This window comes from Ruminococcus sp. (genome assembly GCF_045129435.1).
GTDB lineage: Bacteria > Bacillota > Clostridia > Oscillospirales > Acutalibacteraceae > Ruminococcoides.
Genome location: NZ_JBGVJL010000010.1, coordinates 1 through 14,610 on the forward strand (window position 1 = coordinate 1; position 14,610 = coordinate 14,610).

The window sequence follows — 14,610 nt, forward strand, 5'->3', positions numbered from 1 at the left end:
GTGATCTGCCAAAATTGTACATTTTGAGTTGGCGATTTTGTGCATTTTCAGTTTAGCATTTATAATAGTCTTGGAAACGAAAGGACGATGGAGCAATGTAAAGACCGCAGAAAACGGCGAAAGCAGACAATCTTTGTGGTCTGATTTCCAGAGTACTGCGTTGTCGTCCTTGCAAGGCGACAGCCTTGTGTTAAAAAATAAAGATAGTAAGTAAGCCATGCAACCGCAAAATAAGCGGCTTGCTACCAAGAGTAGCGGAAAAAATCCTCAATGTAAACCGGAATTTCTTGTTTTGTAAGGTGCATTTTCCTATAATGTGGTCGTAAAATGAAAAGGAGATGCAAACAAAATGAAGAAATTTTTGATGATATGGTCCGGCGAACTCATATCAAGTATCGGAAGCGGTATGACAGCTTTTGCACTGTCTGTATATGTTTATCAGACAACGGGCAGTGCAACATATGTGTCTTTGATTACACTGCTTGCTTATCTGCCGACTGTCCTGTTAAGTCCTCTTGGCGGTGTGCTTGCAGACAGATATGACAGACGGCTTTTGATGATTATCGGTGATTTGTTCTCGGGTCTGGGTCTTGCGTATGTACTTTGGAATATACAGACAGGCTCGGACAGTATGCTCCCAATATGTATAGGCGTTACCTTTAATGCAGTTTTTGTCGCTCTTCTTGAGCCGTCCTTTAGGGCTACGATTACAGAGCTTCTGACTGAGGAGGAATATGCAAGGGCAAGCGGTATGGTGCAGATAGCAGGAAATGCAAAATTCCTGATTTCTCCTGCACTTGCAGGAATACTTCTCGCCGTGGCTGATATCCGTCTGATTCTGCTGATTGATATCGGAACATTTCTGATTACTGTCACAACAGTCGCAATCGTCAGGAAATCGGTTGGCAAGGCTGTTAAGACCGAAAGGCAAAGTATCGGCAGAGAAATGAGGCTTGGTTTTGCCGAAATCAATAAAAGCAAGGGTATCCGCATACTTATTATACTGATGTCCTTTGTCTGCTTTTTTGTGGGAATTTTACAGACGCTTACTTCCCCTATGGTGCTTGCCGTAAGCAACGCAGAAACAGTCGGATTTATGGAATCACTGTGTGCTGTGGGAATGCTTTTGGGAAGTGTGTTCATCGGCATACTTGGCATTAAAAAGAACTTTTCAACAGTCCTGTGTGTTGCCGGAATTTTAAGCGGAATATTTATTGCTCTTACAGGAGTGAACAAAAGCATATTTGTTACAGGCGCAGGTATTTTTCTCTTTTTTCTTGCTCTGCCCTTTATGAATACAAGCGCCGATGTGCTGATAAGAAAAAACATTCCCAATGAGCTTCAGGGCAGAGTATGGGGAATTATCAGTCTGCTGTCCCAGACAGGTACAGTATTAGCTTATGCACTGAGCGGAGTGCTGGCGGATTATGTGTTTGAGCCGCTTCTTTCCGACAACGGAGTGCTTTCAGATAGCATTGGTGCGTTAATAGGAACAGGAACTGGCAGGGGAATAGGCTTTATGCTTATTTTGTCGGGTATCTGCATTATACCTGCCGCATTTGCAATAGGCAGAAGCCGCAGTATCCGCAGTCTGCAATAAAGGGAGGAGTAATCTGATGTATTTTAAGCTTTTAAAAAACGATTTCAGAAAAAATCCCGTAAGCAATCTGATTCTGTTCCTGTTTATGAGCTTGTCTGTAACTATTGCAGTAACCGTTACCCTTATGCTCACTCAGCTTTTTACCTCAATTACCGATATGTATGAAACGGCAAATCCTCCGCACTTTCTGCAAATGCACAAGGGCGAGCTTGTTCAGTCGGATATTGACAAGTTTAATGAAAGCTACGAGGGAATAAAGCATTGGCAGACTGTTACTATGATAACGGTAAACGGAAATGAGCTTACGGTATCCGACAAAAGCAAAGAAAAATTCAGCCTTTCAGATTGCAGGCTTGATATAAGCCTTGTAAAGCAAAACGATAAATATGATGTTCTGCTTGACGAAAACAGAAATAAATCGGAGATTAAAACAGGCGAAATCGGCGTTCCTGTTATTCTGCTTGATGAATTTGATATTGCGCTCGGTGACAAAATCACGCTTAACAGCGGTGATATTTCTAAAACCTTTACTGTAAAATCCTATGTCTATGACGGACAGATGAATTCAACGCTATGTTCCTCTACAAGATTTCTGATAAGTGATGAGGATTTTGATGCTTTGCTTGGAAATGTGGGCGAAACCGAATATCTTATTGAAGCCTACTTTACTGACAGCTCCCTTGCAGATGATTATCAGACAGCGTATGAGCAGAGCGAGAAAAATCTGCCAAAAAATGGTCAGGCAATCACATATACAATGATTTTTCTGTTGAGCGCACTTACCGATTTGATGGTGGCTATGGTATTTGTACTTACCGGTGTTTTGCTGATTACGATTGCCGTTGTCTGCCTGCGTTATGTGGTGCTTGCACAGCTTGAGGACGATATGCGTGAAATTGGTACAATGAAAGCAATCGGTATTCCGCAAAAGGGTATTTGCAGACTGTACCTCGGCAAAATCAGAATACTTATGGCGGCAGGCTGTGTAACAGGCTATGTGCTTGCGTTTTTGTCATCATCACTTCTTACAGAGCATATCAGCCGTACCTTCGGGCAACAACCTCTTGATATAAAAAGCTTTATTTTAGCTGGGATTGTATGTTTTGCCGTTTATGCAGTTATACTTCTGTTTACAAGGAAAATTCTCGGACGACTGCAAAAATCAAGTGTAACAGATTTGCTCGTAACAGAGAAAGGCTTTGGAAAAACAGGAAAAGTTAAGGACGACTTGCGCAAATCAAAGCATCTGCCGATAAATCTGCTCATAGCACTGAAAGAGGTCAGAAAAGGCTACGGCATTGTATTCGGACTGCTCTTGATAGTTTCGTTCTTAGTCATAGTTCCGCTCAGAACAGTGCAGACAATGGAGAGCAGGCAGTTTGTCACCTATATGGGCAGTCCGATATGCGACTTGCTGTTGGAGGTTGAGCAGGGTGAAGATTTGGAAGATCGAAAGGCAACCACCGAAAAAATATTGCTTGCTGAATCTGAGCAGGGTAATATTGAAAGCCTTTCTACACTGCGTAGAGTGCGCTTACAGGCACTCAGAAATGACGGTGAGATTGTCGGTATTCACATTGACAGCGGAGAAGGCGCAGGAAACGATTTAAAGTACCTTGACGGAGAAAAACCAAAATCAGAAACAGAAATTGCCCTTTCCTGCCTTATAGCCGATGATCTGGAAAAATCAAAGGGTGATACGGTAATCCTCATAATAAACGGCGAACAGCGTAAGTTTACCATCTGTGGGATTTACCAGGATGTCACAAGCGGAGGAAAAACCGCAAAGGCTGTTTGTTCATTCCCACAAGAGCCTGCGGAAAAATATACCTATCATATCAATCTATCGCAAAGCGGAAATCCAGAGCAGTTGATTGACAGCCTGGAAACTATGCTTACCGGCGGCTACAGTATTGAGAATATGGAGAAATTTGTAGGGCAAACCTTGGGTGGAGTGTCCGCACAGGTCAGGCAGTCTGCATATGCCGTGTTCTTTATCGGAATAACACTGACGGTTCTCATTGTAACCCTCTTTATGAAGCTGAAAATTGCAAGAAAAGGCGGTACTCTGGCGGCGAAAATGACGATGGGAATTCCGTTTACGGCAATTTGCCGACAGGAGCTGTACCCTGTGCTGATTGCAGGAGGCTTGGGTACTTTTGCAGGTGCAGTGCTTGCGGAGCTTTTTGGCGACAATATGATAAGCATACTATTTGAAATGCTGGGAGTGGGACTTAAGCGGATTGAATTTGCAGGTGTTAATTTTCTGCAATATCTTGTTATTCCGGTATTACTCCTCGCTGTCCTGACCGGTGTCACCCGGGGTATATGCAGGAGCATCAGGAAGATTAAAATTGAAAACTACTTTAACGATTAAGGGTGAATTGAAATGAAAAAAATTGAAGTAAAGGGACTGTGCAAAAGCTTTGACGGTGACAGCGTTCTTAAGGACATCAGTTTTCAGATAGAATCGGGAGAATTTGTTGCAGTTATGGGTCAGTCGGGATGCGGAAAATCAACTCTGCTGTATTCTGTCAGCGGTATGGTCAGACCGACAAAGGGACAAATCTGCTTCGATAACCGTGAGTTGTCCGCAATGTCCGATAAGCAAATGCAAAAGTTCCGTCTTGAGCGTATGGGATTTATATTTCAGAAACCGAACTTTATCAAAAATCTGTCCATTGCAGACAACATTGTGTTCCCTGCTTTTCAGCTTAGCAAAAGGTCGAGAAAAGAAATTGTCTGTGATGCCGAAAACCTAATGAAGAAAATGGGTATTATTTCAGTTGCAGACCACGATATACGAAAGGTGTCCGGAGGACAGCTTCAAAGAGCCGCAATTTGCAGAGCAATGATAAATCGTCCCGATATTCTTTTCGGTGACGAGCCTACGGGTGCACTGGACTCATCATCTACAAAAGAGGTTATGGATATTTTAGAAGAGATAAATTTTGGCGGTACTACAATATTATTGGTAACACACGACGCAAAGGTAGCGTCAAGAGCCGACAGAATTATTTATCTTGAGGACGGGAAAATCAAGGATGAGTTCAGACAGAAAAAGGGTTTGGAAAGCAACATAAAAGAATGGCTTGCAAAAATGGGATTTTAAGGTATTATATTCTTATGGGAAAATGATTTTCTGATGAAAACGCAGTAAATAAGCCAAATGCTACGCAAAGTAGCGAAAAAATATAATGATGTAAACCGTAATTTCTTGTTTTGTAAAGCAAAATTATCTAAAATTAAGTCAACAAATTAAGGAGGTCATCAATATGACATTTGCAGAAAAATTAAAATCAATGCGTAAGCAGTCGGGTATGTCGCAGGAAAAGCTGGCTGAAAATATCGGAGTTTCAAGACAGGCTATAACCAAGTGGGAAAATAATACTGGAATCCCCGATATTGAAAATTTGCTTGCCTTATCTTCACTTTTCAATGTTTCCGTTGATGAGCTGCTTTCAAACGAAAAGATTGAGAAAAAGCAGACCGACTATTTATATGAAAGCGTAACCGAGTACGATATTGACAACATAAAGCGTTATGATATGAACTTAGGCGGTGCAAATACGCTCGTGCTGTCAGGCTATGAGGGGGAAAAAATCCGTGTGCGTCTTGCATCAAACACGCTTGCAACACTTCAGAGTGATTTTAAGGTGAAGATTGACGACAGCAAAAATCACATTGACGTTGACATCAGCCGCAAAAACGGTATGACCGAGGCAAATGCAAAGGAGCAGGTGATAATTTTTGTTCAGCTCCCCAGTCAGTATATCGACAGAATTGAAGCGTCAATAAATGCAGGCAGGGTTGAGGTCAAGAATCTCAACTGCGAGAATCTTGAGCTTGAAACCAAAACACATAATGTTATGCTTGACGGCTTTGTCGGTACGCTTGAGATTAACTGCAATCTTGATATGAACATTGTGTGCAACACCTTAAGCGGATCCGTTGAGGTTAATCAGATTTCGGCAACCTCAAGAATCTGTGTTCCCGAAAACGCCGAATTTACCGCTGTTAAAAAGGGTATCGGTACAAGCATTTCATATGAAAAGGGCGGAAAAAAGGCGGAGGATTTCAGCACCCCGGATTCAGAAAATGTTATCGAGCTTAACGGAATGAAGAGCGAACTTGTAATTTGCAGAAATGAATAGAATTAAAAATACAAAAAGGAGATGTCAACTGTGAATCATACAGATAAAGCACAGAAATATTTCAGTAATAATTTCAACTGTTCTCAGGCTGTTTTTACAACCTTTGCAACCGAAATGGGTTTAGATGAGGAGCTTGCACTAAAAATTGCGACGCAATTCGGCGGCGGTGCCCGCAAGGGAGAAATGTGCGGAGCAGTTTCGGGTGCCTTAATGGTATTAGGATTAAAATACGGTCATTGTCATTCGGAAAATGAAGAAGAAAAGGGAAGAGCCTATCAGATTTCAGAGGACTTTATGAATCGCTTTATTCAAAAAAACGGCACTGTTGTATGCAGGGAGCTTTTAGGATATGATCTGTCTGAACCGGAGGATATGAAGAAGATAAAAGAATTGAATCTGTTTAAAACCACCTGTTCGGAAATGGTTAGATGTGCAACAGAGATTGTAGATGAAATGATAAATGAGTTGAAATAAACTTGACGGTCGTAAAAATAAGCAGGACTGATGCTTAGTAAATAATAATTTATAAAACAAATGCTCAGACGCAGAGCCGATAAACTTGAGTAATACCTCACAGCTCATTGGCTCTGTTTTAGAATGATGGGATTGTAAAATCTTTTCTCCTTTTTGAATACCAACTCCTATCCAACCGAACTCAAATAATGCGAATGTTTTATTGGTGAAACGCAGGTAAGTATCCGGCGTTTTTGTCTATTAAAACAACTTGTTTGTGCTCATTTGAGCAAATAGATTGACATCAGGAATGAGATATGCTACAATGGCTAACGCAATTAGCTAAAATAAATAAAGGAGTAGCAAAATGAAAGTCGGATTGGACAAGAAGAAAATTATTGAAGCTGCGGCTGATATGGCAGATGAAAAAGGCATTGCGAATGTAACCTTGAAGGTTTTAGCAGAAGAATTGGGAATAAAACCCCCGTCGCTGTACAAGCATTTCAGTGGCGGACTTGACGAACTAAACAAGGAACTGATGTTGTATGGCTGGCGTTCTTTGGAAAGCGAAATCACAAGAGCCGCCATTGGTAAGGCAAAAGACGATGCAATCATAGCAATCTGCTATGCCTATCGGAATTTTGTTGCAAAGCACAAGGGATTGTTTGAAGCTATGCAATGGTACAATATGTATCAATCTAAGAAACATTTGGAAGCAACTCAGGGAACAATATCTGTACTGTTTCAAGTGCTTGAAGCCTATGGACTTGAAGAGGAACAAAAAGTGCATATTGTCCGTATGCTCAGAGGTTTTCTGCAAGGCTTTGTTTCTATTGAAAGTCACGGAGGATATGGAAACCCCACACCGCTTAGTGACACCTTTGACTTTGCATTAAAAACTATATTGAATGGTATTCGTGATTTACAAGGAGGAACAGAACAATGAAAGAGTTTTTGAAAAATATACTCCCGTTTAATAACCGGACTGAAATGCCGAAGGTATTATTTGTTGTAAAGAAAATTCTTGCTTTCTGGTTATGTTACATAGTCGGACTGTTTCTTGCCGAGGGCGTTGTCATACTATTGCATTTTGCACTTGGTAAGAATATGCTTGTAGGTGATGTGTTTGATGCACAGACTATAACGCTGATTACCTATTACGGCTATATCATTATGTCGGGTGTAGCGTTACTGTATTGGAAACTGATTGAGAAAAAGCCGCTGTCTGAAATGGGCTTGACAAAACGGTTTGGGAATTATTTTATCGGCATTATCGTCGGTGTTATTTTACTTGCTGTTTCAGTCTTTGCAATCGTTTTGACGGGAAACATTGAATACCACGGATTTTTTGAAAATGCCGATATTCTTATGATTATTCTTTTAATCGGCGGCTTTATAGTTCAGGGCGCAACAGAAGAAATCCTTTGCCGAGGAATTGTGTTACATACTCTCAAAGAAAAGACTCCCGTATGGATTGCAATAGCGGTAAGCACTGTTTTGTTTATTATACCGCATTGGTCATCGCTGTTTGAGGGCGGCACAATTTATGGTGTTATCGGTGTTGCTAACCTTGTACTGATTTCAATAATTTTTTCACTTCTGACTATCCGCTTTAAGAGCATCTGGGCGGCTTGCGGCTTACATTCTTTCTGGAATGCCATTCTGTATTGTATTCTGGGACTAAATTTAAGCGGAAAAGATGAAACTGTCACCGCAATCTTCAATATGCAATCCGTAGGTAATAATATATGCAACGGCGGTGCATACGGTATTGAAGCAAGTCTGATTACCACCGTTGTATTAGCTCTTGCCGCCGCATTGATTTGGTATCTAAACAGGAAGAAAAATTACATAATGAGAGGTTAAAATATGGATATAAAAAATAAGATATGTAGTTCTGAATTGCCCGTAGGCTACAGGGAGATTTATTCCGTTAATCTTCAAAAGGATAAAAAACAGCTTTGATTGTGAATATAGCAGCCCTGATACTGATGGTGATTTTTGTTATAATCGGAATTCTTATAGTGCCGGTTTCATATACCTTCGACAATGACGAAAGTATAGCAACAGTATTGATTAAAATGATAGCTGCATTAGCCGGAATGATTGTGTATTTGATTTTACACGAGCTTGTGCACGGCATAACTATGAAACATTACGGTGCAAAAAAGGTTAAGTACGGTTTCACGGGTCTGTATGCCTTTGCCGGCTGTGATGAATTCTTTTCAAAAAAGCCGTACATAGTAATTGCCCTTGCTCCGATTGTCGTTTGGGGCGTTGTTCTTGCGGCAGTATGCTGTTTTGTCCCCAAGAGCTGGTTTTGGGTGGTTTATTTCATTCAGATTATGAATTTATCGGGCGCAGCAGGCGATTTGTATGTTACCTATAAATTCAGTAAATTTCCAAAGGACATACTGATTAAAGACACCGGCTTAGAAATGAAGGTGTATTCAGAAACCTCGAACTGATTTCGATAGTCTTTTCGCTTCTGTCAAAAAGAGAAAATAGTTTGGAGGTACAATATGTTTATATTATCACAGGACAAAAAGAAGTTTGCAGAATATAAATTTTTCGAGGTATCGAAAAATTATAGGGGCAAGAAAGAGAGTAAATGTTTCCTTTTAGGAATTGATTGTCGTGGTATTGTTGGACGAACTATCGTTTTGGGAAGTTATTCCGGTGAAGAAGCTGCGATTGCAGAAATGGAAAACATCTGTACTGCTATGAAAAATGGTGAAGCTGCATACGCAGTAAAGTGAGGTCGTTTATGAAAGAGCAAAAGAATGAATCAAAAGAAAAATTGATAACGGCTGATGCATCGCAAGCAAACACATTCTCATTTGAAGAAAGAAAGTCGTATTTTAAGAAAAAGTGGCGAAAAGAACATATCTTTCTTTATGTGATTCTGTTTTTAATTTTAGCTGCATCGATTGTATTGCCATTTGCTTTTGATAGACCGTATTTTGTGGGATTAGCTCCGTTAATTGTGTGTATCGAATATGGATATCAAAACAACAAGATGATGATATATGTTGAAAAAAACTTTATGACTAAAGAGTCGGACGCTCAGACGCAGAGCCGATAAACCTGAGAAATATATCACAATCATCCTCTGCGTTTATATTTTACATTGAAAGGAAAATGCAAATATGAAAATCGAAACCAAAAGACTGACAATTACTGAATTCACTATGGATATGGCAGAAGCCGTACATAAGGAGTCGCTGGACGAGGACAACCGCCGTTTTGTCCCCGATGAGGTGTTTGAAACTGTGGAAGAAGCGGCGGAAACCGTAGAATTTCTGATGGGTGTATATGAAAACGGCAACGGTCCGCTTGTGTATCCTGTCACGCTGAAAGACGGTACATACATCGGCTATGTGCAGGCTGTTCCCTTTGATGACGGCACTTGGGAAATTGGCTACCACATTGGCAAAAATTACACCAAGCAGGGTTACGCCACCGAAGCAGTCAACGCCTTTCTGCCTGTGATTATGAAGCAAATCGGCATTACAGAAATGACGGGCATCTGCCTTGCAGAGAACCTTTCATCCGTCAAGGTTATGGAGCGTTGCGGATTTGCAAAGCTTTACGAAGGAATAGGTAATTATCAAGGTGAGCAGAGAGAAATCTGCAGATTTGTATATTACCTCTCTCCAAAAGATATTGTGGTGAAGTTCTTTGAGGACGGCTATACCAACCAAAACTATGATTTTGTAATGACCTGTGTGGCTGAGAATTACATTGACCACAGTCCTGCATCGGCAAGAAGTAATGCAGACGCCGTTGGAATTTTGAAAATCGTTGCCCACCAATTCTCCAATCTGACAGTAAAGGTGCTGAATGTTTTTGCAGAGGGTGGAATGGTTGCCACTCGTGTTCTCTATGATGGTATTCACTCCGGCACCTGTATGGGTATTCCGACTACAGGAAAGCATATCACATTTGAGGCTTTGGAAAACTTCAAGGTTGAAAAAGGCAAAATCACAGAGTCTTGGGGTTATTGGCCAGACAAAGAAATTGAGCAAAAGCTGAAATCGGAATAAGCGGATTTCTATTCAGCGACTATTATAGCTATCTGTTATATTGCGGTTTTGATTAAAATTAGTCTTTTCAGAATTAATAAGACTAATTAAAAAAGAAACCCTATATAGAAAAACAATTATCGAAAATCCACAACTTCAATGCTTGTTCCATTTTTAAACAGGAATGTTATCCGCCCGTCCTTGTGTACGGTGGCTGTTTCCAGTACGCTTACCCAAAGCTCCTCGTCCCATTCTTCAATAACGAGTGGCTTTTCTGCTAACTCGGAAATGAAGATGCGAAGCTCCCGTTCTCGGTTTATTTGTTCGTCACGTTCCTTTTTTACCTCAGAAAGCCGTTTGTCGGCTTTTTCAAACCTTTTGACAAGAGAATTGTATTTCCTGTCATAGCTTTCCTGTGAAAGCTTTGTACTTGCGTTTTCTTTTACAAACCGATTTACCGTTTCGGTAACTTCCTCGATTTCTTCATTCAGCTTATCAATTTCTGCGTTCAGGGAAGAGCAGTCGCCAACTTCTTCACACATAACCTCGCAGGCTTCCAACAGCTCTTTGCGGTTGCCGAGTAGCTGATTATACGCAATAATAAACTTTTCTTTGATTTCGTCAGCGTCCAATGTCGGGGTTTCGCACACATACTTTCCGTTGAACTTTCTGTTGCAGCGCCATACGACTTTGCGATAAGGGTCGTTGGAATGCCAGATTTTCTGACCGTAAAAGCTGCCACACTCACCGCATATTACCTTGCTTGAAAAAATAGATGCACCGCTGTAGGAACGACCGAGCTTTTGTCGTCTTGCAATTTCTGCTTGTACCATATCAAACTCCAAAGGGTCGATGATTGCCGGGTGGTTGTCCTCAACATAGTATTGAGGAATTTCACCCTCGTTGACCTTTTGCTTTTTTGTCAGAAAATCTACAGTAAATTTCTTTTGCAAAAGTGCGTCACCCTTGTATTTCTCGTTACGCAGGATACTGTTTATCGTTGTCTGATTCCAGGCTTTCTTGCCGGTTGGCGTGGGTATTCCAAGTCCGTCAAGGTGTTTGCAAATTCCGGATGCGGTCTTTCCTTGTAGAAACAATCGGTATATCAGCCGTACAACTGCCGCTTCCTTTTCATTGATGACCGGTTTGCCGTCCTGGCCCTTATCATAGCCGAGAAAATTCTTATAGGGCATAGTTACCTTTCCGTCAGCAAAACGCTTTCTCTGTCCCCAGGTGACATTCTCCGAAATACTTCGGCTTTCTTCCTGGGCAAGAGAAGACATAATTGTTATGAGAAGCTCGCCCTTGCTGTCAAATGTATAAATGTTTTCTTTCTCAAAGTAAACCTCAACACCGGCATCTTTCAGCTTGCGTACAGTGGTAAGGCTGTCCACCGTATTTCGTGCAAAACGGCTGACTGATTTTGTGATAATGAGGTCAATCTTTCCGTCAAGTGCGTCCTTGACCATAAGGTTGAAACCGTCACGGTGCTTTGTGCTTGTGCCGGTAATGCCCTCATCGGTATAAACCTTTACAAATTCCCAATTGTCACGCTTTGTTATGTATCGTGTATAATAGTCGATTTGTGCTTCATAGCTTGTGAATTGCTCATCACTGTCGGTTGATACACGAGCATATGCCGCCACACGCCGTTTGGATATTGACATTGTCGGCATAGCTGTGAATATGTTTTTAGTTGCCGGAATGTATTTTACTGATTTAGCCATTACTTTTTCTCCTCTCAATAGCTCTTTGCCTTGCCGCTTCACGCATTTCAGGTGTCCAGGATTCTGATCTTGAACGGTCTTTCCATTTGCGGGTGATTGTCCGTCCGTCCTTCATAACAAAGTGCAGCGTGTTTTTGTCTGCAACTATAATTTCCTTAATAGTTGTAATATCAGAAGTTACTGTCTGAACTTGATTTTCAAGAACGGTTTCGGGAATTTGTTTTGACGGACAATATTCCTTACCGAGTGTGAGGTAACCGGCACACATCCATACCGCCTGAGTTTTAGTTATCTTGCGACGATAGTGCTTACCGCAGTTGTCACACTTTAAAAGTCCTGTGAACGGATATGTTTTGTTGCCGTCATATGACCTGTCGTATTTCTGTGCTCTGCGTTTTATCTCGGACTGAACCTTTTTAAAGGTTTCAATATCGATAATTGCCTCGTGGGTGTTTTCAGCAAGGTACTTCGGGAGCTGACCGCTGTTTATGCAGGTTTTCTTTGTTATGTGGTTTTCACGATAGGTCTTTTGTAAAAGAAGATTTCCCGTGTATGAGTAGTTGCGTATGATTTTTGCAATCGCATTTGTGTGCCATTGTTTCTTGAAACGAGAAGGAACCTTGTCCTTGTTCAGATCTTTTGCGATTTTACCACAACCGTTGCCGCCGAGATATTCAGAGAATATACGACGTACAATTTCAGCCTCTTCCGGAACAATCTCATATTTTCCGTTTTTAAGTCGATAACCGAGCAACGTACCGTCCCAGGGAATTCCCTGTTCAAAGTTTCTTTTAATTCGCCACTTCTGATTTTCACTTGCAGAACGGCTTTCCTCCTGTGCGTATGATGCAAGAATGGTAATCATAAGCTCACCGTCGACACTAATAGTGTAAATATTCTGTTCTTCAAAGAAAACATCAATACCGAGCAGTTTTAGTTCTCGAACCGTTTCCAATAGGGTGACGGTATTTCGTGCAAATCTTGAAATTGATTTCGTAATAATCAAATCAATCCTGCCATCACGACAGTCGTCTAAAAGTCTTTGAAAATTCTTGCGCTTTTCTTTTGTGCCAGAGATTGCTTCGTCAGCGTACACACCGACATATTCCCAGTCGTTATGTGTTTGAATAAGACTGCTGTAGTAACTAACCTGTGCAGAAAGAGAATGAAGCATAGCATCCTTTCCGCTTGATACTCTTGCATAGGCGGCAACCCTTTTCTTTGCTGTGGGTATAGTTGGAAATGTGAGTTTTGTTATGCGTTTTTCCATTATTTCGCCTCCTTTGTATCAGACATATTACCTCTAAACAAGGTATTTATCCACTCATTATCCCGAAATATACTGCACGAATTGATACCAAACTTTTCACACATTTTTGTTTCTATTATTTCGTATTCTTCAGCAGTAATTATTCCCTTTGAATACATCAGTTTTGCCTGTGACATAGCCGATTTGTATGAAACCAAAGATGAGTATTGCTTGTCAATCATTCTGACTACCTCTCTTCTGATAGCAGGTGCGGGAGCAATATTTTCTTTGCGTACTGCTGAAATCTGCAAACTCCTTACCGCAAACATTACATTTGAATTGCTTAATTGATGAGCTGTTCTTGTGGTCATAACGATGAAAATTCCACCACGCTGTTTTACAGGCATCGGAGCAAAATTTTCTGGGGCGAGTTTTTGACGGATTAAGTATTGGCTTTCCGCAGTTTTTGCAAAAACCTCTGCTGCTTTTAAGAGATTCAGTGTTGAGTCCGTGACGGTAACAATAGGATTTGATTGCACCGACTGAGAGTCCTGTCATTTCGGCAATCTGTGTATAGCTGCATAATGCCCGACGCATTGTCAGAATTGTTTCCTTTTGGCTTTTTGTCATAATGGGTATTCTCCTTTACGAGCTTATTTCAATAACCCATCTGGACAAAAAATCTGCGTATGGCCGAAAAAAGCAAAAAATAACGCCCGTCAGAGAAATTAATCTCTAACGGGCATAAGTACTTTAAACAGTTTTATTGAAATGTTTGATTATGGACTTTTGAAGGATGCCGGTAAGGTGTCAGCTGAGATTGCAAAGCTTCATGCAGAAACTGAATTTGAGAAGTACCGTGTGATTCAGGACAAGCTTTTTATGTCTGATTTTGATAAGTATTTACTGGAATTAGAGGAAAACGCAAAGAAATAATTAACTGATTTTTGGACGAGGCATCGGTTAGAAATGTAGCTTTGCTTTGGTTCGCATTATATAGTGCATAGAAGATTTAATGGGTATTTTTCCCAATTTTCCCTTTGTGATAGCATTCTTTAGAGCAGTATTTCTGCGGAGAATTTTTGTTTACTATGAATTTTTTGCCGCAGGTGGGGCAGAGCCTTGTTTCATCACTTGCTCTGCCTGATGTATAGCGACGCTTATTCCACCACGTTTGTGCGCACTTTCTGCAGCAGAAAAGGCGAGGGCGTGTTTTTCGCTCGTAAACTATTCTTTTGCCACATTCCTTGCAGACAGGGTACTTCTCAGATGTTGATTTTCGTTCTTTTTCAATTCTGGCACACGCTCGTTTTACAGTTGTTGTCGATACTTCGAGCATTTCGGCTATTTTTGTGTGACTGATACCACGGTCGTGCAAGAGCATTACAATTTCAAGTTGATT

At 40.9% G+C, this 14,610-nt stretch carries 17 protein-coding genes and 1 pseudogene; 12 read left to right on the top strand and 6 right to left on the bottom strand.

Translation table 11 applies throughout. From position 1 onward, the window contains the following. The coding region (locus ACJMMI_RS00355) for a hypothetical protein (protein ID WP_405352420.1) at nucleotides 1-219 on the bottom strand (219 nt) is incomplete at its 3' end. Between the two features lie 130 nt (nucleotides 220-349). Between ACJMMI_RS00355 and ACJMMI_RS00360 the strand changes: the two genes are divergently transcribed. From ACJMMI_RS00360 to ACJMMI_RS00410, 11 genes are all read left to right on the top strand, one after another. After that, nucleotides 350-1,600 carry an MFS transporter gene (locus ACJMMI_RS00360; RefSeq protein ID WP_405352421.1) on the top strand — a complete coding sequence of 417 codons (1,251 nt, stop codon included), beginning with the start codon at nucleotides 350-352 and terminating at the stop codon, nucleotides 1,598-1,600. A 16-nt stretch (nucleotides 1,601-1,616) separates the two neighbouring features. Continuing rightward, nucleotides 1,617-3,977 carry an FtsX-like permease family protein gene (locus ACJMMI_RS00365; RefSeq protein ID WP_405352422.1) on the top strand — a complete coding sequence of 787 codons (2,361 nt, stop codon included), beginning with the start codon at nucleotides 1,617-1,619 and terminating at the stop codon, nucleotides 3,975-3,977. 12 nt (nucleotides 3,978-3,989) lie between these two features. Further along, the gene (locus tag ACJMMI_RS00370; protein WP_405352424.1) at nucleotides 3,990-4,712 is read left to right on the top strand and encodes an ABC transporter ATP-binding protein; all 723 of its coding nucleotides are present in this window, start codon (nucleotides 3,990-3,992) and stop codon (nucleotides 4,710-4,712) included. 163 nt (nucleotides 4,713-4,875) lie between these two features. After that, nucleotides 4,876-5,754, top strand: a complete 879-nt coding sequence (locus tag ACJMMI_RS00375; protein WP_405352425.1) for a helix-turn-helix domain-containing protein — start codon at nucleotides 4,876-4,878, stop codon at nucleotides 5,752-5,754. A gap of 30 nt (nucleotides 5,755-5,784) precedes the next feature. Then, a complete protein-coding gene (locus tag ACJMMI_RS00380) occupies nucleotides 5,785-6,228 on the top strand; it encodes a C-GCAxxG-C-C family protein (protein WP_405352427.1) in 444 nt (147 codons plus the stop codon). Nucleotides 6,229-6,574: 346 nt separating this feature from the next. Further along, a complete protein-coding gene (locus ACJMMI_RS00385) occupies nucleotides 6,575-7,153 on the top strand; it encodes a TetR/AcrR family transcriptional regulator (RefSeq protein WP_405352429.1) in 579 nt (192 codons plus the stop codon). Continuing rightward, nucleotides 7,150-8,073, top strand: coding sequence for a CPBP family intramembrane glutamic endopeptidase (locus ACJMMI_RS00390; protein WP_405352431.1), 924 nt, complete (start codon nucleotides 7,150-7,152; stop codon nucleotides 8,071-8,073). The genes ACJMMI_RS00385 and ACJMMI_RS00390 overlap by 4 nt, the downstream gene beginning before the upstream one ends. A 125-nt stretch (nucleotides 8,074-8,198) precedes the next feature. Next, nucleotides 8,199-8,675 (top strand): DUF3267 domain-containing protein, encoded by a 477-nt coding sequence (locus tag ACJMMI_RS00395; RefSeq protein WP_405352433.1) that lies wholly within the window; start codon nucleotides 8,199-8,201, stop codon nucleotides 8,673-8,675. Between the two features lie 54 nt (nucleotides 8,676-8,729). Continuing rightward, nucleotides 8,730-8,966, top strand: coding sequence for a hypothetical protein (locus ACJMMI_RS00400; protein ID WP_405352435.1), 237 nt, complete (start codon nucleotides 8,730-8,732; stop codon nucleotides 8,964-8,966). 8 nt (nucleotides 8,967-8,974) lie between these two features. After that, a complete protein-coding gene (locus tag ACJMMI_RS00405) occupies nucleotides 8,975-9,292 on the top strand; it encodes a hypothetical protein (RefSeq protein WP_405352436.1) in 318 nt (105 codons plus the stop codon). A gap of 64 nt (nucleotides 9,293-9,356) precedes the next feature. Next, the gene (locus ACJMMI_RS00410; protein ID WP_405352438.1) at nucleotides 9,357-10,253 is read left to right on the top strand and encodes a GNAT family N-acetyltransferase; all 897 of its coding nucleotides are present in this window, start codon (nucleotides 9,357-9,359) and stop codon (nucleotides 10,251-10,253) included. Between the two features lie 116 nt (nucleotides 10,254-10,369). Here the strand turns inward: ACJMMI_RS00410 and ACJMMI_RS00415 are convergent, their stop codons facing one another. Genes ACJMMI_RS00415 through ACJMMI_RS00430 form a run of 4 tightly spaced genes read right to left on the bottom strand, consistent with a single transcriptional unit; the run spans nucleotide 10,370 to nucleotide 13,838 of the window. After that, a complete protein-coding gene (locus tag ACJMMI_RS00415; protein ID WP_405352440.1) occupies nucleotides 10,370-11,959 on the bottom strand; it encodes a recombinase family protein in 1,590 nt (529 codons plus the stop codon). Beyond that, a complete protein-coding gene (locus ACJMMI_RS00420) occupies nucleotides 11,952-13,229 on the bottom strand; it encodes a recombinase family protein (RefSeq protein WP_405352443.1) in 1,278 nt (425 codons plus the stop codon). The genes ACJMMI_RS00415 and ACJMMI_RS00420 overlap by 8 nt, the downstream gene beginning before the upstream one ends. Further along, on the bottom strand, nucleotides 13,229-13,450 hold the full coding sequence (locus ACJMMI_RS00425) for an SHOCT domain-containing protein (protein WP_405352445.1): 222 nt from the start codon (nucleotides 13,448-13,450) through the stop codon (nucleotides 13,229-13,231). The genes ACJMMI_RS00420 and ACJMMI_RS00425 overlap by 1 nt, the downstream gene beginning before the upstream one ends. Continuing rightward, complete coding sequence (locus ACJMMI_RS00430) at nucleotides 13,443-13,838, bottom strand: RNA polymerase subunit sigma-70 (RefSeq protein WP_405352446.1); 396 nt, start codon at nucleotides 13,836-13,838, stop codon at nucleotides 13,443-13,445. The genes ACJMMI_RS00425 and ACJMMI_RS00430 overlap by 8 nt, the downstream gene beginning before the upstream one ends. A 156-nt stretch (nucleotides 13,839-13,994) precedes the next feature. Between ACJMMI_RS00430 and ACJMMI_RS00435 the strand changes: the two are divergent. Continuing rightward, nucleotides 13,995-14,144 (top strand): annotated as a pseudogene (locus ACJMMI_RS00435) (cell filamentation protein Fic); the annotation flags it as partial. 76 nt (nucleotides 14,145-14,220) lie between these two features. Here ACJMMI_RS00435 and ACJMMI_RS00440 read toward each other — a convergent pair. Further along, nucleotides 14,221-14,610 (bottom strand): HTH domain-containing protein (locus ACJMMI_RS00440; protein ID WP_405352448.1); only part of this gene is annotated, 390 nt, incomplete at its 5' end.